This window comes from Streptomyces sp. NPDC028910, assembly GCF_055564955.1.
Genome location: NZ_JBVHVF010000004.1, coordinates 1 through 23551, shown reverse-complemented (window position 1 = coordinate 23551; position 23551 = coordinate 1). Strand labels below are relative to the sequence as shown.

The following is a 23551-nucleotide window of genomic DNA, read 5'->3' as shown; positions in this document are numbered from 1 at the left end:
CGCCCCCGTCCGGGCAACCGACACCTCGGGGCCCTTCCCCTCCACCCGGGGGAATCCGGTGCACCGCCGCCAGGGGGCCTGCCCCCCACACAGACCGGAAAGACCATGGCTTCCACCACACCCACCCAGATAGACACGGCTCCGCCTGTCGCCAAGAGCGCGAGGTCCACCGGCCGTGCCGGTGACAAGATCTTCGCCGGGCTCTCCAAGGGCTCCGGCATCCTGCTCCTGGTGATCATGGCGTCGATTGCCGCCTTCCTCACCTACCGCGCCACGATCGCCCTGTCGGAGAACGAGGGGAACTTCCTCACCACCTTCGACTGGAACGCGTCGGCCAACCCGCCCGTCTTCGGCATCGCCGTCCTGCTCTTCGGCACGATCGTCAGCTCGATCATCGCGATGGTCATCGCGGTTCCGATCGCTGTCGGCATCGCCCTCTTCATCTCGCACTACGCGCCGCGCAAGCTGGCCGCACCCCTCGCCTACGTGGTCGACCTGCTGGCCGCCGTGCCGTCGATCATCTACGGCATCTGGGGCGCCCTCTTCCTCGTCCCGCACCTGAACGGCCTGAACCTCTGGCTCGACGAGTACCTGGGCTGGACCTACGTCTTCGAGAAGACCCAGGTCGGCGTCGCCCGCTCGCTCTTCACCGTCGGCATCCTGCTCGCGATCATGATCCTGCCGATCGTGACCAGCGTCAGCCGTGAGGTCTTCCTCCAGGTCCCGCGCATGAACGAGGAGGCCGCCCTGGCCCTCGGCGCGACCCGCTGGGAGGTCATCCGCATGGCGGTGCTGCCCTTCGGCCGCTCCGGCGTCATCTCCGCCTCGATGCTCGGCCTCGGCCGCGCCCTCGGCGAGACCATGGCCGTCGCGACCGTCCTCTCCCCGAGCTTCCTGATCTCGTTCCACGTCCTGAACCCGGGCGGCGGCACCTTCGCGCAGAACATCGCCGCGAAGTTCGACGAGGCCAACGAGTTCGGCCGGGACGCGCTGATCGCCTCCGGTCTGGTCCTCTTCCTGCTCACCCTGCTGGTCAACGGTGCAGCTCGGCTGATCATCGCTCGCCGCAAGGACTTCTCGGGGGCGAACGCCTGATGAGCCACGCACTCCAGGACCAGCGGCCCACCCGGGCCACCAAGTCCGCCGCCCCCACCAGCCTCACCCGAGGCGGCCTGCCCCGCTGGGCCCCGACCGGCATCGCGGTCCTCTCGATCGCCCTCGGCAGCGGCATCGGCCTCGCCTTCGACCTCCACAGCAAGGTCCAGTGGGGCCTGATCGCGGCCATCCTGTTCGTCGGCATCACGTACACCGCCAGCTCGGTGATCGAGAACCGCCGCCAGGCCAAGGACCGCGTCGCGACCTCCGTGGTGTGGGTCTGCTTCGTCCTCGCGGTCGTCCCGCTGCTCTCGCTGATGTGGACCACGATCAGCCGCGGCGTGGGGCTCCTCGACGGCAACTTCCTCAGCCACTCGATGAACGGCGTGACCAGCTTCGATCAGGGCGGCGGCGTCTACCACGCGCTGCTCGGCACCATCGAGCAGGTCGCCCTCGCCACGCTGATCGCCGCACCGATCGGCCTGCTGACCGCCGTCTACCTGGTCGAGTACGGCAAGGGCCCGCTCGCCAAGGCCGTGACCTTCTTCGTGGACGTCATGACCGGCATCCCCTCCATCGTCGCGGGTCTGTTCATCCTGACGACCTGGAACCTGATGCTCGGCTTCGGCCCCTCCGGCTTCGCCGGCGCGATGGCCCTGTCGATCCTGATGATGCCCGTCGTGGTCCGCTCCACCGAGGAGATGCTCAAGCTCGTCCCGAACGAGCTGCGCGAGGCCGCCCTGGCCCTCGGTGTGCCGAAGTGGCGCGTGATCCTCAAGGTCGTGCTCCCCACCGCCATCGGCGGCATCTCCACGGGTGTCATGCTGGCAGTAGCCCGCATCGCCGGCGAGACCGCGCCGATCATGCTGCTGGTCTTCGGCTCCCAGCTGATCAACGGCAACCCCTTCGAAGGCGCCCAGTCCTCGCTCCCCCTCTACATCTGGGAGCAGTACAAGGTCGGCAGTGAAGCCTCCTACGACCGGGCATGGGCCGCAGCGCTCGTCCTGATCGCCTTCGTCATGATCCTCAATCTGGTGGCCCGCGGCATCGCCCGCTGGAAGGCCCCGCAGACCGGTCGCTGACGCGACTAATGAAAGCGAAGTGACCCTCATGGCCAAGCGAATCGACGTCAGCGGCCTTTCCGCCTTCTACGGCAGCCACAAGGCCATCGACGACATCTCGATGACCGTGGAGCCCCGCTCCGTAACCGCCTTCATCGGCCCCTCCGGCTGCGGCAAGTCCACCTTCCTGCGCACCCTCAACCGCATGCACGAGGTCACCCCCGGCGGCCGCGTCGAGGGCAAGGTCCTGCTCGACGACGAGAACCTGTACGGCCCCGGCGTGGACCCGGTCGCGGTCCGCCGCACGGTCGGCATGGTCTTCCAGCGCCCGAACCCCTTCCCCACCATGTCGATCTTCGACAACGTGGCGGCGGGCCTGCGGCTGAACGGCCACTTCAAGAAGTCCGAACTCACGGACATCGTCGAGAAGTCCCTCCAGGGCGCCAACCTCTGGAACGAGGTCAAGGACCGCCTGGCCAAGCCCGGCTCCGGCCTCTCCGGCGGCCAGCAGCAGCGTCTGTGCATCGCCCGCGCCATCGCGGTCGAGCCGCAGGTCCTGCTGATGGACGAGCCCTGCTCGGCCCTCGACCCGATCTCCACCCTCGCGATCGAGGACCTGATCGGCGAGCTCAAGGAGCGCTTCACGATCGTCATCGTGACGCACAACATGCAGCAGGCGGCCCGCGTCTCGGACCGCACCGCCTTCTTCAACCTCTCCGCGGTCGGCCAGCCCGGCAAGCTCGTCGAGCTCGACGACACGGACCGGATCTTCTCGAACCCGTCCGTGCAGGCGACCGAGGACTACATCTCGGGCCGCTTCGGCTAAGCCCTCACCGGGCCCACAGAACGTCCTGCGGTGCTGCATGGCGGTGCCACCGCAAGGCGAAAGAAAGAAAGGGCCGGCTCCCCCTGGGTGGGGGGAGCCGGCCCGCTTTCGTACACCGCCCCGTCGCTAGACGAACGCGAGGTTCACGATCCAGAAACTCACCGCGGCCACCAGCGCGGCCGCCGGCATAGTAATGAACCAGCCCAGGATGATGTTCTTGGCGACGCCCCAGCGGACCGCGTTCACCCGCTTCGTCGCGCCCACACCCATGATCGCCGAGGTGATCACGTGGGTGGTGGAGATCGGCGCGTGGAAGAGGAACGCCGAGCCGAACATGATCGAGGCACCGGTGGTCTCGGCCGCGAAGCCCTGCGGCGGGTCCAGCTCGATGATCTTGCGGCCGAGCGTACGCATGATGCGCCAGCCACCCGCGTACGTACCCAGCGACAGCATCACGGCACACGCGACCTTGACCCAGACCGGGATCGCCGCGTCCGCGGCCTGCACGTCGGCGATGACCAGGGCCATCACCACGATGCCCATCGTCTTCTGCGCGTCCTGGAGACCGTGGCCGAGCGCCATGGCGGCCGCCGACACCGTCTGCGCGATTCGGAAGCCTCGCTTCGCCTTGTGCGGGTTGGCCCGGCGGAAGATCCACAGGATGACGACCATCACCAGGTAACCGGCGACCAGACCGACGACCGGCGAGACGAACATCGGGATGACGACCTTCTCGACCACGCCGTCCCACAGGACACCGATGCCGCCGGCCAGCGCCGCGCCCACCATGCCGCCGAAGAGCGCGTGCGAGGAGGACGAGGGCAGTCCGAAGTACCAGGTGATCAGGTTCCAGACGATCGCGCCGACCAGCGCCGCGAAGAGGATCCACATCCCCCGGTTGCCCTCGGGCGTCTCGATCAGGCCCTTGCTGACCGTCTTGGCCACCCCGCTGCCCAGAAAGGCACCGGCGAGGTTCATCACGGCCGCCATCGCCAGCGCCGCGCGCGGGGTCAGCGCCCGCGTCGAGACGGACGTCGCGATCGCGTTCGCGGAGTCGTGAAAACCATTCGTATACGTAAAGCCGAGCGCGACACCGATGGTCACGACCAGGGCGAAGGTGTCCACGAGGTTCAGGACTCCTTGACCGCGATGGTCTCCACCGTGTTCGCAACGTGCTCGAACGCGTCGGCCGCCTCTTCGAGCACGTCGACGATCTGCTTGAGCTTCAGCACCTCGATGGCGTCGTACTTGCCGTTGAAGAGCTGCGCGAGCAGCTTGCGGTGGATCTGGTCGGCCTGGTTCTCAAGCCGGTTGACCTCGATCCAGTACTCGGTGAGGTTGTCCATCGTCCGCAGGTGCGGCATCGCCTCCGCGGTCAGCTCGGCCGCGCGCGCCAGCACCTCGATCTGCTGCTCGACCCCCTTGGGGAGCTCCTCCACGTTGTAGAGGACGACGAGGTCGACGGCCTCCTCCATGAAGTCCATGATGTCGTCGAGCGACGAGGCGAGCTTGTAGATGTCCTCGCGGTCGAACGGCGTGATGAAAGAGGAGTTCAGCTGGTGGAAGATCGCGTGCGTCGCGTCGTCCCCCGCGTGCTCCGCTGCCCGCATCCGCTCCGCGATCTCGGCCCGGGCGGAGGAGTCCGCTCCGAGCAGTTCCATCAGGAGCTTGGAGCCCGTGACGATGTTGTCCGCGGATGCGGCGAACATGTCGTAGAAGCTCGTCTCCCTGGGGGTCAGACGAAATCGCACGTGAGGTCCTCGGGGTGCATTGGATTCGGTCAGGCTGATGCTAGGCGCATCCCCCGGCCACGGCTAACCGGCGGTTCCCCAGTGTCCTCCATCAGGCAGAGTGAGGACCACGGACCCCTGTCCCTTCGGCCACGGCCCAGTACCCTATACCCATGAGGGGTATACCTCCGGTATACATCCCTCGTTCCGGATCACGGGAGGACGCATGACGACCATCGAGGCGGAAGGCCCCGGAGCCGATGCCGGCACGGCAGCCACCACCCCCGTGCACGGCTACCACCACCAGAAGGACGAGCACCTCAAGCGGCTGCGCCGGATCGAGGGCCAGATCCGCGGCCTCCAGCGGCTCGTGGACGAGGACGTCTACTGCATCGACATACTCACCCAGGTCTCGGCGAGCACGAAGGCGCTCCAGTCCTTCGCGCTCCAGCTGCTGGAGGAACACCTGCGCCACTGCGTCGCCGACGCCGCGGTCAAGGGCGGCACCGAGATCGACGCCAAGGTAGAGGAAGCCACCAAGGCCATCGCCCGCCTCCTGCGCACGTAACCGACACCTCCCTCTCCGGCCCCGCCGGCACCCCCAGCCCCGCCGGCGTTTGAGGCGCGGGGTCTGGGGCGGAGCCCGGGACACGGCGGGTCAGCCGGACCAGATCCCCATCAGCACCTCGTCGATCCGGTCCTGGCTCAGCCGATCCTCATCGGCCGCGGACGCCGCGATGATCAGCTCACCACACAGCTCGATCTCGGCGAGCGCCACGTGGTCCTGCACCGTCGTACCGCCTGCGGGAGTCACGCGTGTCACCCCAATCTGCCGTCTTCGGTCGTCGGTCATCGGTCATCGGCGCTCGACTTCTCAGCGTAGGGAGGACACGGCATCCGGCACATGACACGGATGGACCATTTCCGGATACCCGGCCATGGCCCGACCGCGCCGCCCGCGCCCCGCCCGCCCCGCTAGTCGGCGATCTTCCCGGCGTAAATGTCCCCGCTTGCGGGCAATACGACGGTCACCGGCGTCCCGAACCCGTACAGCAGCGTGGTCGACGAGACATCGATCACGCCATTGTTGACATAGGTGAACCGGTGCCGGACCTTCCGCAACCGCCCCTTCTCGTCCAGATAGGCATCGAACGGCACCGCGTCCTTGCTGAACCCTTTCGCCGCCGCCTGCAACGCCCCCCGCACCTGCGGCGACGCGCTCCCCGCCGCCCGCCCGATGTCGGTGGTCCCCCGGTAGTGCCGCACCTTGGTGCCCGCCACCTCGGTCTCCCCGACGTACGTCACCTCCTGCGCGCCCCGCAACAGCTCGGCCGCGACCAGCGGATCGGTGGCCCCGCCCGTGACCAGGTTCCCGTCGGCGAGGGTCGTCGTGTCGATCCGGACCCACTTGTCGGCGGGGACGCCCGCCCCGCGGTTCTTCATGTAGAGCGCACCCGGCACGAGCAGCTCGGTGATGGGCCGGTGCTCGTCGTTGCCCTTCACATCGGCCGGGAGCATCACCAGGAGCTGACCCATCCGGTTCTTGAAGTCGACCCCGCCCTCGCCGCGGATCGTGACCCGGGTCCCGCCCGTGGCCATCTCCATGGCCGTACGGGCCCGGGCGCTGCCCGTCTTCATCAGCGCGTCGGCGGCCCCGCGGACCACCGCCGCCGCGTCCGCCGGAGGCCGGTCGTCACCTCCGCCGCCGCCCGCGCACCCGCTCATCGCCGTGACCGCCAGGGCGACGCCGGCGACGAGCACCGCCTCACCCGCACGTCCGCGCCGCCGCCTGTGCTGGTGAACCACCATCGCCTGCCAACCCCCAACGCGTGACCGCTGTTTGCCCGAGGCCCCCACCCGCTCCGTTTAACGAGGTCCCCGGTTTCCCGTCACGGGGCGCGCCCGCCCACCCGCTGCCCAGCCCCGGTACCGTGGAGCCGTGGAACCGCACTCCGACGCGACCCTGGCCCCTCCGCTTGCCTCCGTGCCGCTCCCGCGGCCGCACGCGCAGCCACAGCAACAGCCACAACCACAGCCACCGACCGGCCACACCACATCCACCGCCGACCGCGGATCGTTCTGCCTGGCCGTCTGCACCTGCGGCTGGAGCGGTCCGGCCCGCCGCTCGCGCGACCTGGCCCGCAGGGACGCCGCCCGGCACGCGGCGGGGTAGCCGGGCGGGACCTCGCCCGTTCGGACGGCCCGGCTGGCCGGGGCACGCCGGAGCGGATGCCCTTGTCTCATGCCAGGATCCGCAGCCCGCCTCACGGCCCTCTTCTGGGCCCTGCTCATCGCGTTCGCCCCGGCCGCCGCGGCCGTGGCCACCGGACTCTGGCTGCGCTCCCGGTACCGCCGCGAGGGCGACCCGGAAGGTGGTGAGCGGTGACGCCCCGACCCCGCCCACCGGCGGTCCGGATGTGCTTCGGGGCGGCGGGCCTGTGCCTGCTGGCGGCCGTACTGCTCGCCGTATGGGAGTCGTACACCCCCTAGTGGGTCAGGCGGCGAGATCGCTCTCGTGCGTGCACTGCCCCGCGGACGAGGTCTGTGCCTGCGCGAGGCCGAGCGGCCGGGGCAGCGCCCGGCCCTTGGCCCGTACGAGCCGACCGGCGCGCGGGGAGCGGGCCACCGCCCGCACCACCGGGGTCAGCAGCGCCATCGCGAGCGGCGCCACCACGAGGACCACGGCCGTCCCGAGCGCGAGGCCGCCGATCACGTCGGTGGGGTAGTGGACGCCCATGTAGACGCGGCAGAAGCCCTCGGCGAGGGCCAGCCCGATCCCCAGGAACCCGATCTTGCGGTGGGCGAGGAACAGGCCCACGCCCAGGGCCATCGCGAGGGTGGTGTGGTCGCTGACGAAGGAGAAGTCGGTGTTGCCGATCTCCGCGCCGAAGCCGGGATCGAGCACTTGCAGGCCCTCGTGCTGCCGGAACGGCCGTGGCCGCGCGACCAGTTCACGCAGCGGCACGTTCACGAGCAGGGCCAGTCCGGCGGCCAGCGGGGCCCACACGAGCGCGGCGCAGGACTCGACGGCCGCGGCCTCGTCCTGCCGGCGGGCTCCGCGCCAGCACCACAGGACCAGGAGCACGAGGGCCAGCAGGATCCCGTACTCACCGGCCAGGCTCACGACCGTGTCCAGCCACCCCGGGGCCTGCCGGGCCGCTCCGTTGACCTCGTACAGCAGGCTGACATCCACGTTCGGCCCACCTGTTGTGAGTCCAGCCATGGTGATGCGGCCCCTTGCCCTTGCCGTGGTTCCCCTGCGGACGCACCCCTGCGTGCGCCCCTTCGCCCCCCGCTTGATCAACCCCCGCGTCGATGGAACGCCCGTTCTGGCGACTACGTTCCACTCTCCACCGAATGATCACTCCAACGTTATCGAAGAGTGACTCATCGTCGCAGCTCAGGGCCTTGGCCTCACGGAGAGTTGCTACCGCCCCGAGCTGGCCACCGGCCGCTGCGGAAGGGCCTCCGCACCATCCTTGGTCACGCGCGTCGCACCGAAGTAGTCGGGAGTGTCGATCTTGTCGAAGCGGATCACGGCGCCGGTGTACGGGGCGTTGATCATGTACCCGCCGCCCACGTAGAGCCCGACGTGACGGATCTCCCGAGAGTTCGTCAGATCATCGGAGAAGAAGACGAGATCACCGGGCAGGAGTTGATCGCGCGACGGGTGCGACCCGGCGTTGTACTGGTCGTTCGCCACGCGCGGCAGCTCGATCCCCACCGTCTCGTACGCGGCCTTGGTCAGCCCGGAGCAGTCGAACCGCCCGCCCTGGTCGGGCGTTCCGTTGCCACCCCACAGGTACGGCGTCCCGAGCTGCTTCTGCGCGAAGTAGATGGCCCCGGCGGCCTGTTGTGAGGGCGCCACCCGCCCCACGGGCCGCGCGAAGCTCTTGGCCAGCGTCGTGATCGCCTTCACGTACCCCTGGGTCTCGCGGAACGGGGGCACACCGCGGTGCTGGAGTACCGCACCGGGACCGGCGTTGTAGGCGGCCAGCATGTTCGTGACGGGGTCTCCGGGCACCTTGCTCACGTAGCGTGCGAGCTCGCAGTCGTACGAAGCCGCCGAGGGAATCGCGTCGTTCGGGTCCCAGATGTCCCGATCGCCGTCGCCGTCGCCGTCGATCCCGTGAGTGGCCCAGGTCCCCGGGATGAACTGGGCGATCCCCCGCGCGTCGGCCGGACTGACGATGTCGGGGTCCCAGCCGCTCTCCGAGTAGAGCTGAGCGGCGAGCACGGCCGGCGTGAGGGTCGGGCAGAGGTTGCCCCACTTCTCCACGAGCGCCCGGTACTTCCCGGGTACGGCCCCGGGGACGAGCCCGACGGCGCGGCCCCCACCGGACGCGATGCCGGCGGCGGCGGAGTACGTGCCGACCACGAGGAGAGCGACGAAGCACAGACACGCCCCGAAGCTGATCCCGCTGATCACCCAGAATCTGCGCACCCGTCAACCCTCCCCCATCGACCGTTCTTTCATCGGGATTCTCCGCTACGTGTCGGATTCATCCCTTTTGCGGCCCACTGTCGAAGCCTTCGCAGAGGAAACTCTTGTGCTCCGTATCCGAGGTGACCGTCTTGCCGTTCAGCTGCATGGAGAAGTCGTCCGGGTAGGTGACGTACTTCCACTCCAACTCGTCACCCTCGTACAGGTCCCGGGCTTTGGCAACGAACCCGAGCTGACGGTTGTCGGTCACATCCGTGGACCGGCCGTTCTCGTCAACCTCGTGCTGCGGCTTCACGACGACGGCCACGTAGTACGGCGGTACGTCCGGGAGCGCGTTCTTGACCGGGTACCGATCTCGACCCTGCCCGACCTCAGCTGGGGGTCATCGGTGTTCCTGGGCATCGCGGTCTGGAAATCCAGAATGCCGCGTTCCTCCGCGGGCCGCGTGCAGGTCCGGTGGATGGGGTGGTAGTCGTCCAGATGGGGCGCGGTCTGCTTGATGTACGTGGGCGGGCCGACCGGCGACGCCGCCGCAGGGCTGCCGGGACCCTGCCGGCCGGCGGGGGTCCGGCCGTCGGGCGTCTGACCGTCGGACGTCTGACCGGCCGGATTCTGGCTCTGGCTCGGGCCCTGGCTCTGGCCCTGGTCCTGGCGATCTCCGCCTGCCCGGTCGTCCTCGCCGCCCCGCTCCCCCAGCGGCAGCCTCCACACCGCCACGGCCCCCACCACGGCCAGCACCACACCCGCGGCCACCCAGACCCCGGTCCGCTTGCGCCCGAGCGCGAAGACGTCCGCGGCCGCCCCGGCCTCGCCGCCCAGCAGCACCTCCGGCGCGGTGTACCCCGGAGTCCCCGGCGCCTGGCCGTCCTGGGTCAGCTCGGTCGCGCCGACCCCCCGCGCGATACCGAAGTCGATGAGCTGCGGCCCCTGCGCGCCCAGGATGACGTTCTGCGGCTTGAGGTCCCGGTGCGTGACCCCGTACGCGTGCACGCTCGCCAGTCCCTCGGCCAGCGCCACGCCCAGCCGCCGGCAGGTCCGCGGCGGCAGAGCCCCCCGCCGGCCCACCGCGAGCCCCAGGGTGGGACCCGCCACGTACTCGGTCGCCAGCCAGTACGGCGCCGCCTCCAGCGAGGCGTCGATCAGGTGCGCGGTGTACGCCGAGCGCACGGCCCGTACGGTCCGCGCCTCCCGCCGGAAGCGGGCCAGCACCTCGGGATGCCCGGTGATCTCCTCCCGTACGACCTTCACCGCCACCAGCCGGCCGCCGGGCGAGCGGCCGAGGTACACCTGCCCCATGCCACCCGCTCCGAGACGGGCCAGAATTGCGTGCGCGCCGACGTACGCGGGATCGGTCGGGGTCAGCGGCTCCATCCGCCCGAGCCTGCCACACGCATCTCCCGCCCCCGAAAAGGGGGTTGGCCCGGGCGCCGCTACCGTGGCGCCACGAAGAGGCTCTGCGCGCTGCGCCCGATGGGCCCCTTCTCGTCGTGCAGCAGCGCGTCGGCGAGCCCGATCCCGGCGGCGTCCACGCTCGTACGGGCCTCCACGCAGGCCCATTCGCCCACCGGATGGCGGTGCAGATGGACGGTCAGGTCACCGTTGACGAAGACGTAGCGGCCGAAGTCCATCACCGAGCTGATGCCGTTGCCCGAGTCGGCGGCGATCAGAACCCGGTCCAGCGACCGGGTCTCCTCCCCGGCCACGAGCGGCACCTTCATCCGCATCCAGCAGGTGCCGGGACCCAGTTCGACGAAGGCGCCGTCGGTGAACCGGGTCTCCATGGCCGAGTGGTAGCCGGTCTCCCACGGCACCGGGAAGAACGGCGTCACCTCCACCTCGCCGGGCGGCGGCACCTGCGGACCCGGGACCACGGCCGGCACGGCCTCCTCGGCGACCCGGATCCGCAGGGCCCGCGCCAGCATCACGGACGCCGCGCCCGCCGGGGCGAGAGCGGCTTCGACGACCTCGGTCCCGCGCCCGGCCCGCAGCACACTGGTGGTGACCTCCAGCACGCCGATCGGCACCGGGCGCAGGATCTCGTACGTGATCCGGGCGATCCGCATGTCCGCGCGCGCACCCGGCCGCTCCTCGACGGCCCGCCCGAGCAGCGCGGCCGGCGGCCCGGCGTGCTGCGAGCCCGGGTCCCAGGGACCCCGCGTGTACTCGGTGGCGGCGAACCGCCCGGCATCGATCCGCTCGAAGAACCCCTCCGCAACGCCCATGCCCCGCACGCTACCGACAGGTAACCAACGGCACCACCCCCGCGCGACAGCTCACCGCGCGAACCCCAGCCCCACCCCCAGCCCGACCAGCACGGACCCGATGGCCCGGTTCAGCGTCTTCTGCGCCTTCAGCATCCGCTCGCGCAGCCGCGAGACGGAGAAGAACAGCGCCACCGCCGCGAACCAGCCCAGGTGCGCCACCGCCATGAACAGCCCGTAACCGGCCTGCTGCCACACCGGCGTGTCCGGGTCGACCACCTGCGTAAAGGTCGAGACGACGAACAACGTCGTCTTGGGATTGAGCACATTGGTCAGGAACCCCGACCGCATCGCCCCCAGCCGGGTCAACTGCGGCTTCGACTCCAGGTCCACGGTCACCTCGGCCCGCGCCCGGAAGGTCCGTATCCCGATCCACACCAGATACGCCGCACCCGCCAGCTTGATCACGGTGAACAGCGCGGTGGAGGAGGCGATCAGCAGACCGACCCCGAGCATCGTGTAGGAAACGTGGACCAGGACCCCGGCCGCGACCCCGGCGGCGGCGAACAGCCCGGTGGGGCGCCCGTAGAGGTAGCTGTTGCGGACCACCATGGCGAAATCGGCGCCAGGACTGATCACGGCGAGGAGGGTGATGACGGCGACTGCGATCACTTCTGTCATACGGGGATGCTGACCGCCGCCCCCTCCCGGATCAAGTGCCGAACTCGGCACGGCCGGCTCGGAGGACACGCCGGTCCAGAGGTGACGGTCGGGCTCGGCGGCGCAGGCGGCGAGCTGGCCGTCGTCCGGCGGCCAGGAGAAGGCGGCGTCGCCGTCCGGGCCCACAACACCACGGCGATCCGCATCTACGAGACGCTCGCCTTCCTCACCGAGCGGGCCGTCGAGCACGCCACGGAGGTCGACGGCGCCCCCTGGTCCGCCCTCGAGACGCGACTCACCGCCCCCACCCGGTAACACCGGTAACACCGGTAACAATGGACGGGTGCCGAAAACCCCCGCCACCCCCGCCACCCCCGCCACCCCCGCCACCCCAGCCACCCCAGCCACCCCCACCCTTCCCCTCCTCCAGGCCGACTGCGAGAACTGCTTCGCGCTCTGCTGTGTGGCCCTCCCCTTCGCCAAGTCCAACGACTTCGCCGTGAACAAGCCCGCCGCGACCCCCTGCAAGAACCTCCAGCAGGACTTCCGCTGCGGCATCCACACCCGGCTGCGCGACCAGGGGTTCCAGGGCTGCACCGTCTTCGACTGCTTCGGCGCGGGCCAGCAGATCTCTCAGGTCACCTTCGGCGGCCGCGACTGGCGCACCCACCCCGGCACGGCCCGCGCGATGTTCGAGGCCTTCCCGGTGATGCGGCAGCTGCACGAGCTCCTCTTCTACGTCAGCGAGGCCCTGACCCTCCCGGCCGCCGCCCCGGTCCACGCGGACCTGCGCCGGGCCCTGGCGGAAACCGAGGAGTGCACCCGCGCCGACGCGGACACCCTCGCGGCCCTGGACGTCGGCGCGCTCAGCCAGCGGATCAACACCCTGCTCCTGAAGACCAGCGAGCTCGTACGCGCCAAGGTGCCGGGCCGCAAGAAGAACCACCGCGGCGCCGACCTGATGGGCGCCCGCCTCGCCGGCGCGAACCTCCGCGGCGCGAACCTCCGCGGCGCCTACCTGATCGCCGCCGACCTCAGCCGCGCCGACCTCCGCACGGCCGACCTGATCGGCGCGGACCTCCGCGACGCCAACCTCCGCGGCGCGGACCTCCGCGAAGCCGTCTTCCTCACCCAGCCCCAACTGAACGCAGCCCAAGGCGACCTCACCACCCACATCCCCCGCACGCTCACCCGCCCCACCCACTGGACCTAACCCAAGCCCAAACCCACCCCCCGCCGGGGCAAATCCACCCCCCGCCGGGCCACATCCAGCCCCGCCAGGCCACATCCAGCCCCGCCGGGCTACATCCAGCCCCGCCGGCGTTTGAGGCGCGGGGTCCGGGGCGGAGCCCCACATCCAGCCCCGCCGGCGTTTGAGGCGCGGGGGTCCGGGGGCAGCGCCCCCGGCAACGGCGCCGCACCCGCCCAGCCAGCCAGCCGCAGGCCACCGGCCCCGCGTCACACCCGCGCCAAAAACCCCCGCACGGCAGCGAAAAACCCCTCCGGATCCCCCACCCGCACCGCATGCCCCGCCGGCAACTCAACCAACCGCACCCCCGCCCTCCGCACCGTCATCTCCCGCGCATGCTCCGCGGACAGCACCCCGCTCCAATCCCCCCGCACCAACAGCGTCGGCCTCCGCACCCGCAGCCAGTCCCCCCAGTGGTCCCCGTTCAGCCCCCGCTGGGACTCCACCATGTCCTCCACCTCGAACGCGGTCCCCCACCCGTCCGCGTGCTCCCGCAGTGAACCCTCCACACACCGCGCCGCACTCCCCACCGCCGCCAGGAACCCGGCCCGGGTCGCGGCCCGCCGCGGCCACTCCCGCGCGAACGACAGGTCGTCGTCGACCACCGCCCCGATGTCCTCGACCACCACCGCCCGCACCAGATCCGGCCGCCGCGCCGCGAGCTGGTACGCATTGACCCCGCCCAGCGAATCCCCCAGCACCACCGCCGGCCCCAGCCCCACGTGCTCCAGCACGGCCGCCGCGTCCGCGACGTACCCCTCCCGCGTGTACTCCCCCGCCCGGTCGGACCTCCCGTGCCCGCGCTGGTCCAGGGCGATCACCCGCCACGCCGGCCCCACCTCCTGAGCCAGCCGCTCGAAGACCGCCCCCTCCTGGAAGTGCCCGTGCAACGCGAGCAGCGGCGCCCCCGGCCCCCCGAAGTCCGTATAGGCGAGCCGCCGCCCGTCCTGCGTCACCACCACCCCCGGCAACGGCCCGAGCTTGTCGACGACCCGCTGCCGCAGCAGCTGGTACTCCTTCCAGCGCCGCGGCAGCCGCCCGCCCGGCCGCTTGACGACCCGCCCGGGCGTGACCGTCTCGCCCCGCCGGAACTGCTCCCGCGTCAGGTCGACCCGTATGCCCCCGGGCAGCTCGTTCCACCAGTGGTAGCCCTCCTGCCGACCGTCGTGGAACACCTCACCCAGCACCAGGTCCCCGCCCACGAGGTCCTGCACCACCAGGGCGGTGATGTCACAGTGCCCCCAGGCCGGATTCTCGGAGGTCCAGGGCACCTTGCTGATGTCGGCCGGCTCGCAGGTCTCCGCCGACCATCCCGCCCGGATGGCCGCCTCGAGATCCGCGAGAGTCCATGGAGTCGTCATGCCCCCAGCCTGCCGCACCCCACTGACAACGCCACTGACCAGCGAAGACGAAACGACTGACGGAATGTCGTACCCATGTCGGCGAGTCGGCCCAACGACACGCGGCCCCACTGCGCCGAACGGCGGCCCCGCGCCCCACCCCCCGTACGCCGAGACGACAATCATTGCCCGGCGTCACCCCCCGTGATACACAGAGTGACCGCACGTTCTTGCGCATACACACCACCCCCGCCCAGGTCAGAGCGCGGAGGCGGGGCGCGGGCCGCGAGATCGGGTAAAGAGAGCCGTCAAGTCGACGACGACGGCGGTTTCATCAGCGAAGATAGTGCGTAACCCCTGCCGTCGGGCATGGGCTTCCGGAACTACCCATACAGGGGCGGTGAGTTACATGATCCTGGCAGCCGAAAAGGGCGATATCACCACCATCATCGGCGGAATCGCCCCGAACTGGGGGCCTTTCGGCAGTCTCGGCAACGAAGCGAAGGTCATGATCGAGGTGGTCATGGCCGTGGCGATCCTCCTCTGCCTGGGCATCGCCATCTGGGGGGCGGCCAAACAGCGCATCGGCGCGACCGCCCTGCGCGACACGTTCAGCGCGGAACAGGGCAAGGGCCTGATCGTGGCGGGCCTGACCGGAGTCTTCATCATCGGCTCCCTCGGAACGCTGTTCACGATCGTCTACGGGATGGCCGTCTAGCCGGGCCCCGCGGCCGTACCTGATGAGGACTCACCACACCGCACCTACGCGGGAACCAGCGCTACCGTCGTACGACGCGGAGGGGGCCGACACGGAATGAGCAACGACGACCAGTACGGCGGCGGCCACGGCGAGGTCGGCGGCACGGGCCAGACCCGCACCCGCCTCCCGGACACCCCCGCCGACCCGTACGGCCCCACCCGCCGCACCCCCCGCACCGCCCGCAGCCTGGTCACGGTGGTCGGCGTGGTGGTCCTCCTGATCGCCGCCATCGCCTTCGCGAACCAGTCCCCGGACACCCCACCAACCGCAGCCTCCGACAAACCCCCCACGTCCTCCTCCACCTCCCCAACGGGCACGACCCCAGTCACCGGCAAGAACGGCGGCGTGCCCTCCGGCTTCGCCCAGGACCAGCAGGGCGCCCAGTCGGCTGCGGCCAACTTCGCGGTGACATTGGGTTCTGACGGCATGTTCAATACGGCGCGACGCCACGCCATCGTGGACGCGATTGCAGAAGAAAGCAGCCGGGCGAAGCTCCAGGCGGGGTTCGATGCCGACTATTCGGCGGGCCTGCTCTCCCAGATCGGCCTCACGAAGGACGGCCTGGCCCCGGCGGGCTCCACCTTCGTCAACCGGACCGTGCCGGCCGGGACCAAAGTGAAGAACTTCTCCGGTGGAGCCGCCTCGGTCGACGTCTGGTGCATCGGCATGTTCGGCCTGACCGGCGACAAGTCCACCCGCCCTGTCACCAGCGGCTGGTTCACCATCTCCATGACGCTCAAGTGGAACGGCTCCGGCTGGAAGGTCGTTGAAACCTCGCAGAAGGACGGCCCCACACCGGTCACCGGCGACACCCCCGTGTCCACCTCCGACGAGATCGGCAGCGCGGTCACCGAATTCGGAGGGTTCACTTATGCCCGGTAGCAACCGGCTCTCGCTCCGAAGGGTGGGCGCCGTCACCGCGGTCCTCCAGACAGCTGTCTTGCTGTTCGCAGTACGTGCGATGGCCGCGCCGGTCCCGAGCCCCACGCCCACTCCGGCGCCGAGCGAGAGCAAGGACCCCTGCTCGCTGATCGCCGGCCCCGCCAAGGAATACTGCGAGCGCGGCCAAGGCGGCGCAGCCCCCCGCACAGGCCTAGCGCCCAGCGACCCCGCCGAAGCCCTCAACCCCCTCGCCTCCCTAGCCCGCGGCTGCGCAGACGCCGCCGCCTGGATCGTCACCAAGCTCAGCGAAGCGGTCAAGGGCTCGGCCGACGTCGACTTCACCAACCCCGCCTTCCTCAAGCAGTACTCCGTCGTCTTCGCCGCCTCCACCATCCTCACCCTCGTCCTCTGGCTCTTCGCCGTCGCCAAGCGAGCCGTCCGCGGCGTCCCCCTCACCACCGCCATGTCCGAAGCCATCGGCTTCCTCTGGCTCACGGTCCTCGCCTCCGCCTTCACCCCCCTCGTCCTCTACACCGTCGTCTCCGCCACCGACGGCGTCACCGAGGTCATCGCCTCCGCCACCGGCGGCCAGACCGACGTCTTCTTCGGCTCCTTCTCCGAAGCCCTCAAGAAGGGCGACGACATCGGCGGCGGCCCGATCATGCTGATCGTCGTCGCGCTCGTCACCGTCCTCGCCGCCGGCGTGCTCTACCTGGAGCTCTTCATCCGGGCCGCCCTCCTCTACGTCGGCGCCCTCCTCGGCGTCGTCGTCTACTCGGGCCTCGTCGACCGCAACCTCTGGGGACACGTCCGCCGCTGGGCCGGCATCATGATCGCCGTCATCCTCGTGAAGCCGGTCATCGTCATCGTCCTCGGCCTCGCCGGAGCCCTGACCGGCGAAAAGGGCCCGAACGCCTTCTCCGCCGTCGTCACCGGCCTCGCCATCATCCTCCTGGCGATCTTCGCCTCCGCGATGATCTACCGCTTCGTCCCCGGCTTCGGCGACGAGATCGCCTCCGCCCGCTCCAACCGCAGCAAGGCCACCGACGGCGCCCAGGCAGCCGCCGTCATCAGCTCCCCGGCCTCCCTCGTCTCGCAGGGCATCAAGACCCACAGCAGCCGCGGCGCCCACCGCGGCGGCGACGGCGGCGGCGGCAGCGCGCCCCGCCCCGCCAACCCCCTCTCCGGAGGCGTGGCCGCCCACAGCAGCCGCCCCACCTCCGGCGGCGGGGCCGGCGGCGGATCTGTCCCCTCCGCCGCACCCCCGCCCCGCCAGAGCACGAGCACGAGCACGAGGAACACAGGAGGTGACGGGCGTTGACGACCCAGTCCCACCAGATGCACCCGGTCGCGCCCCGCCGCACGTATCTCATCGGCCGGGCCCGGCCGAACGCGATCGTCGGCAAGAACCGCGAGACCGGCGAGATCGCCCTGATCATCGCCGGGGCGTTCTTCGGCATGATGAGCGGACTGCTCGTCCCCGACCTCACCCTGCGCATCGTCAGCCTCGCCGGCTTCCCCATGCTCGCGCTCGCCGCCGTATACGTCCCGTACAAGGGCCGCACCTTCTACCGCTGGTTCGAGATCAGCCGCAGCTACAAGCGGACCCTGCGGCGCGGTACCACGTACCGCTCGGGCGCCATGGAAGCCGGCATCCGCGCCGCCGACGGCCGCGAGGTCGAGGTCGGCCCGCCCCCCGGCATCGGCCGGATCAACTGGCTCGCCGCCCCCTTCGGCCCCGACGAGATCGCCGTCCTGCTCCACGCGGACCGCCGCACCGTCACCGCCGCCATCGAGATCGAGGGCCCGGGCGTCGGCCTGCGCGACAGCGAGGACCAGGAGGCCCTCGTCGACCGCTTCGGCACCCTGCTCAAGCACGTGGCCAACGGCGACGGCTTCGTCACCCGCCTCCAGATGCTCGCCCGCACCCTGCCCGCCGACCCCGACGCACACGCCAAGGACGTGGCCCAGCGCGGCGACACCCAGGCCCCCGGCTGGCTCCGCGAGTCCTACGACCAGCTCCAGTCGATGGTGTCCACCTCCTCCGAGCAGCACCGCGCGTACCTCGTCGCCTGCATGCACTACACGCGCGAACTCGCCGCCGAGGCCCACACCATCGCCCGCGCCGCCACCCCCCACAAGGGCCGCAAACTCGACCGCGACGCCGGCCTCGCCATCGTCATGGCCCGCGAACTCACCGACATCTGCGCCCGCCTCGCCGAGGCCGACATCCGCGTCCGCCAGCCCCTCGGCCAGGGCCGCCTCTCCTCCCTCGTGCACTCCATGTACGACCCGGACCACCCCATCGACCACATCCAGGCCATGACCAAGCGCAACGCCTGGCCGGCCGAGCTCGACGCGGTGGAGCCCACCTACCTCCAGGCCAAGACCCGCGAGTCCTCCACCCGCGCCCCCTGGTGCCACGCCACCGCCTGGGTGAAGGAATGGCCCATGACGCCCGTCGGCGTCAACTTCCTCGCCCCCCTCCTCGTCCACACCCCGGACGTGATCCGCACCGTCGCCGTCACCATGGATCTGGAGCCCACCGAGGTGGCCATCGAGCGCATGCTCACCGAGAAGACCAACGACGAGGCCGACGCCAGCCGCGCCGCCAAGATGAACCGCACCGTCGACCCCCGCGACATCGCCGCCCACGGCCGCCTCGACCAAAGAGGTGAAGATCTCGCCAGCGGTGCGGCAGGAGTCAACCTGGTCGGGTACATCACGGTGTCCTCGCGTTCGCCGGAGGCCCTCGCCCGCGACAAGCGGACGATCCGCGCCTCCGCCGGCAAGTCCTACCTGAAGCTGGAATGGTGCGACCGCGAGCACCACCGCGCCTTCGTCAACACCTTGCCGTTCGCCACCGGCATCCGACGCTAGCTGGAGGGAAGTGCCGCCCATGCGAGATCCCATGACAGCGCTGACGGACGCCTTCACCAGCTTCCTCTTCGGAAAAGTCGAAACCACGCGCCTGCCCGTACGCACCTCCACCGGGCAGGCGCAGGCCGTCTACCTGCCCACCGCCGCCCCCGGACTCGGCGACTCCGGAGTGATCATCGGCCGCGAGGTATACAGCGGCAAGGGCTACATCTACGACCCCTTCCAGCTGTACGGACAGCAGCTCCCGGCCCCCCACTGGCTGGTCCTCGGCGAATCCGGAAACGGCAAGTCCGCCCTGGAGAAGACCTACGTCCTGCGCCAGCTCCGCTTCAAGGACCGCCAGGTCGTCGTCCTCGACGCCCAGGGCGAGGACGGCGTCGGCGAGTGGAACCTGATCGCCCAGCAGCTGGGAATAACCCCCATCCGCCTGGATCCGATCGCCGCCAACGACGACGGCATCCGCCTCAACCCGCTCGACCCGGCGATCACCACGACCGGACAGCTCGCCCTGCTCCGGACCATCATCGAGGTGGCGATGGGCCACGGCCTCGACGAGCGCGCCGGCTTCGCCCTCAAGGTCGCACACGCCTACGTCGTCGACGCCATCCGCGACCGCCAGCCGGTCCTCACCGACATCGTCGAGCAGCTGCGCCACCCGGAGGCCGAGTCCGCGGAAGCGATGAACGTCGACATAGACGATGTACGGGCCTGGGGCCTCGACGTGGCCCTGGTCCTCGACCGCCTCGTCGACGGCGACCTGCGCGGCATGTTCGACGGCCCGACCACCGTCGGCATCGACCTCGACGCGCCCCTGATCGTCTTCGACCTCTCCCACATCGACCGCAACTCCATCGCGATGCCGATCCTCATGGCGATCGTCGGCGTCTGGCTGGAGCACACCTGGATCCGGCCCGACCGGAAGAAGCGCATCTTCCTCGTCGAAGAGGCCTGGCACATCATCAACAGCCCCTTCGTCGCCCAGCTGTTCCAGCGCCTGCTGAAGTTCGGCCGCCGCCTCGGCCTGTCCTTCGTCGCCGTCGTCCACCACCTCTCCGACGTCGTCGACGGCGCCGCCGCACGCGAAGCCGCGGCCATCCTCAAGATGGCCTCCACCCGCACCATCTACGCCCAGAAAGCCGACGAGGCCCGCGCCACCGGCCGCGTCCTCGGCCTCCCCCGCTGGGCGGTCGAGATCATCCCGACCCTCACCCCCGGCATCGCCGTCTGGGACGTCAACGGCAACGTCCAGGTCGTCAAACACCTGATCACCGAAGCCGAACGCCCCCTCGTCTTCACCGACCGCGCCATGACCGAGTCCTCCACCCCCAGCCGCCTCCCCGACGACCTGCTGGCCGCCGAACTCGAAGCGGAGGAGCGCGCCTTGTCCATCGAACGCCGCCGCGCAGGCAACGGCCCGGGCTCCACCACCACGGTGGCCTGACCATGCACGACGCACGACGTACGGAGACCCCCGCGCGCGGCGGCGGCATCCCGGACGGCCTGCTGGTCGCCCTCCTGGCCTTCCTCCTCGGGCTCGCCGGCCTCGTCTGGTCGGCCACCGGCCTGGCCGCCGTCTTCGCGAAGGGCGCCTGGCCCGACACCGTCACCTTCTCCCGGACCCCGGGGGCCGTCCGCGCCCTGATAGCGCAGCCGCACGACGTCGCGGGCGCCTGGCCGGACACCGACCCGGCCGCCCTCTCGGGCTGGGGCCTGTTCTGGGGCCTGTTCATCAGCCAGCTCCTGGTGATGTTCGTGCTCACCGTCTTCGGCATCGGTGTGATCGCCCGCACCAAGTCCCGCCGCGCCCTGGCCAAGCGGGCCGCCCTGGACCCCGTACCGTACGAGCCCCCGCACCCGGACCCGGTCCAGGCACACATCCCGGCCCCCGCACCGGCACCCGCCCGGACACCCGAATCCGTCCCCGCCCACAAGCCCGCCCAGCACCAACCGGCCCGGCAACCGGCCCAGCCTGTGGACGACGCCTACCGGTACGGCTTCGGCTACGCCCCCACCCATCCAGCCCCGTCGGCGCTTGAGGCGCGGGGTCTGGGGCGGACCCCCAGCAACGGCGCCCCGCCGGCCCGTCTCGCGTACGGCGGCCCGAATGACCGCTTCCACGCGGCAGCGCACCGCATCGGCGAGACCGAGGGCGCAGCACTCATCGTGACCTCCTCCCCCACCCTGTGGGCCGAGACCAAGGACGCCCGCGCCAAACTCGGCCCGGTCCTCCTCTACGACCCCTCCCACCTCTGCGACACCCCGGCCCGCATGCACTGGAACCCGGCCGAGGGCTGCGCCGACCGGGACACCGCCGCCGCCCGTGCGATCGCCCTTCTGGCCCCCGTACGCCCCCAGGCCCGCATGGACGCTGCGGTGGCCGACACCGCGGAAACGCTCCTGCGCAGCTGGCTCCAGGCCGCCGCCCTGGACGACCGCCCCTTCAAACAACTGCACCGCTGGGCCCAGGGCAACAGCGCCCAGGACCCGGTCCGCATCCTGCGCACCCACCCCCAGGCCGCCGCCGGCGCGGCCGGCGAACTGGAGAGCGCCCTCACCGCCCACCCCGAACGCCGCGAACTCGCCCAGAGCCTGACGGCCCGTACGCTGTCCTGCCTGACCTCGATCCACATCCGCGAGGCCTGCAACCCGAACCGAACGGATTCGCTCAGCCTGGCTTCGTTCCTGGCCGAAGGGGGCAGCCTCTACGTGGTGGGTGAACCTCTGGAAGATCCCCGCACCCACCCGGGTGCGATGCCCCTGCTGACCGCACTCGCCTCTCACGTGGTCGAGCACGGCCGCCGCATGGCCGCACGGTCATCCCACGGTCGGCTCGACCCACCACTCTCCCTGGTACTGGACGACGTGGCCGCCGTAGCCCCGGTCCCCCAGCTCCCGGAACTCCTGACCGACGGGACGCTCCCCCTCCTGGCCCTGTGCCGCAGCCGCGAACAGGCCCGCACCCGCTGGCCGCAGGCCACCCTCCCCTAAACCGTGTCCGGCCTGGGAAACACGTACTCCAGCTCCTTGGACTCCGCACTCCCGGGCACCGGCACGACCGTGCCGCTCGCCTCGAAGCCGAACCGCCGGTAGAAGGCAGCGGCCCGAACGTTGTCCTCGTGCACGAAGAGCCGTACGCGTTCCAGCACCGGCTCCTCCAGCGACCAGGCCCACTCCAGCGCGGCCGCGAAGAGGGCCTCCGCCAGCCCCGCCCCCCGCTGCTCGCTCCGCACGAACACCCCGACCACATGCCCCTGCGTCTGCTCGACACCCAGGTCGAAGATGTCGGTGGTCCCGCCCTGCTCGACCAGCACGACAACCGACCCGTCCCACCGCCCGTCGGGCGCCTCCGCGACGAACTGCCGGGCCGCCCGCCCGTGCGAGGCACCCTGAGCCCGCCCCTGCCAGAACTCATCTGGATGGAGCTTCGCCTGGGCCACGGTCTCCAGGAAGGCCACCGGCGCCGCCGGATCCTCGAGCGCGCTGATCCGCAGCTCCTTGACCTTCTCCCACTCATCGCCGCGCACCGGACGTATCACGTGCTGCAATTCGTTCATGATCAGTGATCCTAGCCAGCGCGGCAGCCAGACTCCCCCCGTGTATCCGCACGTCCAAGCCCTGCGTCACGTCACCTCGCTCTCCGCCGGCCCACCCATGGACCCGGCCCTCGCAGTGACCCTCAACTTCCACCCGGACCGTATGACCGGCGGCCGCCCGATCCTCACCGCCTTGGCCGAGGACGGCGTGTACCGCTCGCAGTTCGTCACGGGCACCGGCAACGGCGGCCTCACCGCCCACGAGGGCGGAGCACGCTGGCAGTGGGAGAGCCGCATATTCGGCGGCGCTTACGACAGCGCCCCGCCCGAATGCCGCCCGGTGTACGGGGCCTTGAACTTCCGCCACAACCCGGCCGGCGCCGCCCCCCGTTTCGGCTCGGCCCATTTCCGCCTCACCCCGGCTGCCCTTTCCCGGACGACCTTCTGCTACCCGGACAGCTACCTCGAACCGGATTCCTTCGGCGTAGCGGACCGCACGGGCCGCTACGACGAGCAGGCCCTCAAGCGTGTCTGGCACTACCTGGCCCGCTTCGGAAACCAACCGTGCCGGTAAACGCAGAAAAGCCCCGCACCGGCCCGTGAAGGGCTGGTGCGGGGCTTCCGCAATGATTGTTCGGCGGCGTCCTACTCTCCCACAGGGTCCCCCCTGCAGTACCATCGGCGCTGAAAGGCTTAGCTTCCGGGTTCGGAATGTAACCGGGCGTTTCCCTAACGCTATGACCACCGAAACACTATGAAATTTAGAACGCTGGCATGAACACAGCCGTTCGTTATTTCAGAACTAACACAGTGGACGCGAGCAACTGAGGACAAGCCCTCGGCCTATTAGTACCAGTCAGCTTCACCCGTTACCGGGCTTCCACATCTGG

The 23551-nt window shown here is 70.4% G+C and carries 26 protein-coding genes, 1 rRNA gene and 1 pseudogene; 15 read left to right on the top strand and 13 right to left on the bottom strand.

Features of this window, described 5'->3' with window-relative positions; all coding sequences use genetic code 11:
* Positions 1 to 105: 105 nt before the first annotated feature.
* The 3 genes from pstC to pstB are packed head-to-tail and all read left to right on the top strand — an operon-like array spanning position 106 to position 2982.
* Complete coding sequence (gene pstC / locus ACZ4TV_RS06995) at positions 106 to 1095, top strand: phosphate ABC transporter permease subunit PstC (RefSeq protein WP_468131527.1); 990 nt, start codon at positions 106 to 108, stop codon at positions 1093 to 1095.
* The gene (gene pstA, locus ACZ4TV_RS06990; protein ID WP_468131525.1) at positions 1095 to 2177 is read left to right on the top strand and encodes a phosphate ABC transporter permease PstA; all 1083 of its coding nucleotides are present in this window, start codon (positions 1095 to 1097) and stop codon (positions 2175 to 2177) included. Before pstC ends, pstA begins: the two co-directional genes overlap by 1 nt.
* Positions 2178 to 2205: 28 nt before the next feature.
* On the top strand, positions 2206 to 2982 hold the full coding sequence (pstB, locus tag ACZ4TV_RS06985; RefSeq protein ID WP_468131523.1) for a phosphate ABC transporter ATP-binding protein PstB: 777 nt from the start codon (positions 2206 to 2208) through the stop codon (positions 2980 to 2982).
* Between the two features lie 126 nt (positions 2983 to 3108).
* Here the strand turns inward: pstB and ACZ4TV_RS06980 are convergent, their stop codons facing one another.
* On the bottom strand, positions 3109 to 4107 hold the full coding sequence (locus ACZ4TV_RS06980; RefSeq protein WP_468131521.1) for an inorganic phosphate transporter: 999 nt from the start codon (positions 4105 to 4107) through the stop codon (positions 3109 to 3111).
* 5 nt (positions 4108 to 4112) lie between these two features.
* Positions 4113 to 4733 carry a DUF47 domain-containing protein gene (locus ACZ4TV_RS06975; RefSeq protein ID WP_243631357.1) on the bottom strand — a complete coding sequence of 207 codons (621 nt, stop codon included), beginning with the start codon at positions 4731 to 4733 and terminating at the stop codon, positions 4113 to 4115.
* 205 nt (positions 4734 to 4938) lie between these two features.
* Here ACZ4TV_RS06975 and ACZ4TV_RS06970 point away from each other — a divergent pair, with 205 nt between their 5' ends.
* Complete coding sequence (locus tag ACZ4TV_RS06970; RefSeq protein ID WP_468131518.1) at positions 4939 to 5280, top strand: metal-sensitive transcriptional regulator; 342 nt, start codon at positions 4939 to 4941, stop codon at positions 5278 to 5280.
* Positions 5281 to 5370: 90 nt separating this feature from the next.
* On the opposite strand, the gene ACZ4TV_RS06965 is transcribed toward ACZ4TV_RS06970, so the two are convergent.
* Together ACZ4TV_RS06965 and ACZ4TV_RS06960 are read right to left on the bottom strand one after the other, a co-directional pair.
* Positions 5371 to 5565 carry a hypothetical protein gene (locus ACZ4TV_RS06965; RefSeq protein WP_468131516.1) on the bottom strand — a complete coding sequence of 65 codons (195 nt, stop codon included), beginning with the start codon at positions 5563 to 5565 and terminating at the stop codon, positions 5371 to 5373.
* Positions 5566 to 5687: 122 nt separating this feature from the next.
* Positions 5688 to 6521 carry an SCO4651 family lipoprotein gene (locus tag ACZ4TV_RS06960; RefSeq protein WP_468131514.1) on the bottom strand — a complete coding sequence of 278 codons (834 nt, stop codon included), beginning with the start codon at positions 6519 to 6521 and terminating at the stop codon, positions 5688 to 5690.
* A 130-nt stretch (positions 6522 to 6651) separates the two neighbouring features.
* Here ACZ4TV_RS06960 and ACZ4TV_RS06955 point away from each other — a divergent pair, with 130 nt between their 5' ends.
* Positions 6652 to 6885: a hypothetical protein gene (locus ACZ4TV_RS06955; protein WP_468131512.1), complete on the top strand. Its 234-nt coding sequence runs from the start codon at positions 6652 to 6654 to the stop codon at positions 6883 to 6885.
* A gap of 69 nt (positions 6886 to 6954) precedes the next feature.
* The gene (locus ACZ4TV_RS06950; protein WP_468131510.1) at positions 6955 to 7098 is read left to right on the top strand and encodes a hypothetical protein; all 144 of its coding nucleotides are present in this window, start codon (positions 6955 to 6957) and stop codon (positions 7096 to 7098) included.
* Between the two features lie 108 nt (positions 7099 to 7206).
* Here the strand turns inward: ACZ4TV_RS06950 and ACZ4TV_RS06945 are convergent, their stop codons facing one another.
* The 6 genes from ACZ4TV_RS06945 to ACZ4TV_RS06920 all read right to left on the bottom strand — a co-directional run bounded on the left by ACZ4TV_RS06945 (position 7207) and on the right by ACZ4TV_RS06920 (position 12038).
* The gene (locus ACZ4TV_RS06945; RefSeq protein ID WP_468131508.1) at positions 7207 to 7935 is read right to left on the bottom strand and encodes a phosphatase PAP2 family protein; all 729 of its coding nucleotides are present in this window, start codon (positions 7933 to 7935) and stop codon (positions 7207 to 7209) included.
* Between the two features lie 204 nt (positions 7936 to 8139).
* Positions 8140 to 9156 (bottom strand): C40 family peptidase, encoded by a 1017-nt coding sequence (locus ACZ4TV_RS06940; protein WP_468131506.1) that lies wholly within the window; start codon positions 9154 to 9156, stop codon positions 8140 to 8142.
* A gap of 58 nt (positions 9157 to 9214) precedes the next feature.
* Complete coding sequence (locus tag ACZ4TV_RS06935; RefSeq protein WP_468131504.1) at positions 9215 to 9463, bottom strand: hypothetical protein; 249 nt, start codon at positions 9461 to 9463, stop codon at positions 9215 to 9217.
* Complete coding sequence (locus tag ACZ4TV_RS06930) at positions 9448 to 10527, bottom strand: serine/threonine-protein kinase (RefSeq protein ID WP_468131502.1); 1080 nt, start codon at positions 10525 to 10527, stop codon at positions 9448 to 9450. Before ACZ4TV_RS06930 ends, ACZ4TV_RS06935 begins: the two co-directional genes overlap by 16 nt.
* 59 nt (positions 10528 to 10586) lie before the next feature.
* Positions 10587 to 11378 carry a thioesterase family protein gene (locus ACZ4TV_RS06925; RefSeq protein ID WP_468131500.1) on the bottom strand — a complete coding sequence of 264 codons (792 nt, stop codon included), beginning with the start codon at positions 11376 to 11378 and terminating at the stop codon, positions 10587 to 10589.
* Positions 11379 to 11429: 51 nt separating this feature from the next.
* On the bottom strand, positions 11430 to 12038 hold the full coding sequence (locus ACZ4TV_RS06920; RefSeq protein ID WP_468131498.1) for a LysE family translocator: 609 nt from the start codon (positions 12036 to 12038) through the stop codon (positions 11430 to 11432).
* Positions 12039 to 12044: 6 nt separating this feature from the next.
* Here ACZ4TV_RS06920 and ACZ4TV_RS06915 point away from each other — a divergent pair, with 6 nt between their 5' ends.
* Both ACZ4TV_RS06915 and ACZ4TV_RS06910 read left to right on the top strand, forming a co-directional pair.
* Complete coding sequence (locus ACZ4TV_RS06915; RefSeq protein WP_468131496.1) at positions 12045 to 12332, top strand: hypothetical protein; 288 nt, start codon at positions 12045 to 12047, stop codon at positions 12330 to 12332.
* Between the two features lie 28 nt (positions 12333 to 12360).
* Positions 12361 to 13230, top strand: coding sequence for a pentapeptide repeat-containing protein (locus ACZ4TV_RS06910; RefSeq protein ID WP_468131494.1), 870 nt, complete (start codon positions 12361 to 12363; stop codon positions 13228 to 13230).
* A gap of 245 nt (positions 13231 to 13475) precedes the next feature.
* Here the strand turns inward: ACZ4TV_RS06910 and ACZ4TV_RS06905 are convergent, their stop codons facing one another.
* Positions 13476 to 14627, bottom strand: a complete 1152-nt coding sequence (locus tag ACZ4TV_RS06905) for an alpha/beta fold hydrolase (protein ID WP_468131492.1) — start codon at positions 14625 to 14627, stop codon at positions 13476 to 13478.
* 388 nt (positions 14628 to 15015) lie between these two features.
* On the opposite strand from ACZ4TV_RS06905, the gene ACZ4TV_RS06900 reads away from it, so the two are divergent.
* The 6 genes from ACZ4TV_RS06900 (at position 15016) to ACZ4TV_RS06875 (ending at position 22116) form a co-directional block, all read left to right on the top strand.
* Positions 15016 to 15324: a hypothetical protein gene (locus tag ACZ4TV_RS06900; RefSeq protein ID WP_008742356.1), complete on the top strand. Its 309-nt coding sequence runs from the start codon at positions 15016 to 15018 to the stop codon at positions 15322 to 15324.
* 96 nt (positions 15325 to 15420) lie between these two features.
* Complete coding sequence (locus tag ACZ4TV_RS06895; RefSeq protein ID WP_468131490.1) at positions 15421 to 16248, top strand: hypothetical protein; 828 nt, start codon at positions 15421 to 15423, stop codon at positions 16246 to 16248.
* Positions 16238 to 17569, top strand: coding sequence for a hypothetical protein (locus ACZ4TV_RS06890; RefSeq protein WP_468131488.1), 1332 nt, complete (start codon positions 16238 to 16240; stop codon positions 17567 to 17569). Before ACZ4TV_RS06895 ends, ACZ4TV_RS06890 begins: the two co-directional genes overlap by 11 nt.
* Complete coding sequence (locus ACZ4TV_RS06885; RefSeq protein WP_468131486.1) at positions 17566 to 19128, top strand: SCO6880 family protein; 1563 nt, start codon at positions 17566 to 17568, stop codon at positions 19126 to 19128. The genes ACZ4TV_RS06890 and ACZ4TV_RS06885 overlap by 4 nt, the downstream gene beginning before the upstream one ends.
* Positions 19129 to 19147: 19 nt before the next feature.
* A complete protein-coding gene (locus ACZ4TV_RS06880; protein WP_468131484.1) occupies positions 19148 to 20569 on the top strand; it encodes an ATP-binding protein in 1422 nt (473 codons plus the stop codon).
* Between the two features lie 2 nt (positions 20570 to 20571).
* Positions 20572 to 22116 carry a P-loop NTPase family protein gene (locus ACZ4TV_RS06875; protein ID WP_468131482.1) on the top strand — a complete coding sequence of 515 codons (1545 nt, stop codon included), beginning with the start codon at positions 20572 to 20574 and terminating at the stop codon, positions 22114 to 22116.
* On the opposite strand, the gene ACZ4TV_RS06870 is transcribed toward ACZ4TV_RS06875, so the two are convergent.
* Entirely contained in the window at positions 22113 to 22673 is a 561-nt protein-coding gene (locus ACZ4TV_RS06870) for a GNAT family N-acetyltransferase (protein WP_468132242.1), read from the bottom strand. The two genes, ACZ4TV_RS06875 and ACZ4TV_RS06870, sit on opposite strands and share 4 nt — an antisense overlap.
* 106 nt (positions 22674 to 22779) lie before the next feature.
* Here ACZ4TV_RS06870 and ACZ4TV_RS06865 point away from each other — a divergent pair.
* A pseudogene (locus tag ACZ4TV_RS06865) lies at positions 22780 to 23163 on the top strand (DUF3626 domain-containing protein); the annotation flags it as partial.
* A 130-nt stretch (positions 23164 to 23293) separates the two neighbouring features.
* Here ACZ4TV_RS06865 and rrf read toward each other — a convergent pair.
* A 5S ribosomal RNA gene (rrf, locus tag ACZ4TV_RS06860) occupies positions 23294 to 23410 on the bottom strand.
* Between the last annotated feature and the right edge of the window lie 141 nt (positions 23411 to 23551).

Excerpts from the sequence above, each read along its gene's own strand:
- pstC (WP_468131527.1), top strand. The coding sequence starts at position 106 with ATGGCTTCCACCACACCCACCCAGATAGACACGGCTCCGCCTGTCGCC.
- pstA (WP_468131525.1), top strand. The coding sequence starts at position 1,095 with ATGAGCCACGCACTCCAGGACCAGCGGCCCACCCGGGCCACCAAGTCC.
- pstB (WP_468131523.1), top strand. The coding sequence starts at position 2,206 with ATGGCCAAGCGAATCGACGTCAGCGGCCTTTCCGCCTTCTACGGCAGC.
- ACZ4TV_RS06970 (WP_468131518.1), top strand. The coding sequence starts at position 4,939 with ATGACGACCATCGAGGCGGAAGGCCCCGGAGCCGATGCCGGCACGGCA.
- ACZ4TV_RS06965 (WP_468131516.1), bottom strand. The coding sequence starts at position 5,565 with ATGACCGACGACCGAAGACGGCAGATTGGGGTGACACGCGTGACTCCC.
- ACZ4TV_RS06960 (WP_468131514.1), bottom strand. The coding sequence starts at position 6,521 with ATGGTGGTTCACCAGCACAGGCGGCGGCGCGGACGTGCGGGTGAGGCG.
- ACZ4TV_RS06950 (WP_468131510.1), top strand. The coding sequence starts at position 6,955 with ATGCCAGGATCCGCAGCCCGCCTCACGGCCCTCTTCTGGGCCCTGCTC.
- ACZ4TV_RS06945 (WP_468131508.1), bottom strand. The coding sequence starts at position 7,935 with ATGGCTGGACTCACAACAGGTGGGCCGAACGTGGATGTCAGCCTGCTG.
- ACZ4TV_RS06930 (WP_468131502.1), bottom strand. The coding sequence starts at position 10,527 with ATGGAGCCGCTGACCCCGACCGATCCCGCGTACGTCGGCGCGCACGCA.
- ACZ4TV_RS06925 (WP_468131500.1), bottom strand. The coding sequence starts at position 11,378 with ATGGGCGTTGCGGAGGGGTTCTTCGAGCGGATCGATGCCGGGCGGTTC.
- ACZ4TV_RS06920 (WP_468131498.1), bottom strand. The coding sequence starts at position 12,038 with ATGACAGAAGTGATCGCAGTCGCCGTCATCACCCTCCTCGCCGTGATC.
- ACZ4TV_RS06915 (WP_468131496.1), top strand. The coding sequence starts at position 12,045 with ATGCTGACCGCCGCCCCCTCCCGGATCAAGTGCCGAACTCGGCACGGC.
- ACZ4TV_RS06905 (WP_468131492.1), bottom strand. The coding sequence starts at position 14,627 with ATGACGACTCCATGGACTCTCGCGGATCTCGAGGCGGCCATCCGGGCG.
- ACZ4TV_RS06900 (WP_008742356.1), top strand. The coding sequence starts at position 15,016 with ATGATCCTGGCAGCCGAAAAGGGCGATATCACCACCATCATCGGCGGA.
- ACZ4TV_RS06895 (WP_468131490.1), top strand. The coding sequence starts at position 15,421 with ATGAGCAACGACGACCAGTACGGCGGCGGCCACGGCGAGGTCGGCGGC.
- ACZ4TV_RS06890 (WP_468131488.1), top strand. The coding sequence starts at position 16,238 with ATGCCCGGTAGCAACCGGCTCTCGCTCCGAAGGGTGGGCGCCGTCACC.
- ACZ4TV_RS06880 (WP_468131484.1), top strand. The coding sequence starts at position 19,148 with ATGCGAGATCCCATGACAGCGCTGACGGACGCCTTCACCAGCTTCCTC.
- ACZ4TV_RS06875 (WP_468131482.1), top strand. The coding sequence starts at position 20,572 with ATGCACGACGCACGACGTACGGAGACCCCCGCGCGCGGCGGCGGCATC.